Source organism: Nitrosomonas sp. Is37 (genome assembly GCF_033063275.1).
Classification (GTDB): Bacteria; Pseudomonadota; Gammaproteobacteria; order Burkholderiales; family Nitrosomonadaceae; genus Nitrosomonas.
Map to the genome: position 1 here is coordinate 1 of NZ_JAWJYP010000082.1, position 538 is coordinate 538.

At 49.1% G+C, this 538-nt stretch carries 1 protein-coding gene; it reads left to right on the forward strand.

Annotation, left to right across the window (positions count from 1 at the left end):
* Positions 1-530 (forward strand): transposase (locus tag R2Q26_RS15360; RefSeq protein WP_317537088.1); only part of this gene is annotated, 530 nt, incomplete at its 5' end.
* Positions 531-538 lie beyond the last annotated feature (8 nt).

The window sequence follows — 538 nt, forward strand, 5'->3', positions numbered from 1 at the left end:
CGGAAGTTGAATGTATTGCCAAGGGCAAGGCGCACAAACCTTATGAGTTTGGAGTCAAAGTAGGCGTGGTGACTACTAGCAAGGAGAGCTTTGTCGTGGGAATGAAATCATTTCCAGGTAATCCGTACGATGGGCATACGCTTACAGCATCCTTGGAACAAGTTCACAAACTAACGGGTATTGCGCCAAAGGAAGTTTATGTGGATCGGGGTTATAGAGGACACGCGGTGACGGATACGGTCAAAGTATGGATAGCAGGAGCCAAGCGCGGCGTCACGGTGGCGATCAAAAAGAAGCTCAAGCGGCGCAGTGCGGTGGAACCCGTGATCGGACACATGAAAAACGATGGGCGTCTGGGGAGAAACTTTTTGAAAGGCACAGCAGGCGATGCTATCAATGCCTTACTGTGCGGTGCTGGCTATAACTTGCGCAAGATTCTGCGCCAACTGGCGCTTTTGTGTGCTCGTTTGGGAATCAATATTAATCGGCTATTGATTGGCAATATGCCTAACCTACAACTTAGTAGTTGAGAAAAAGG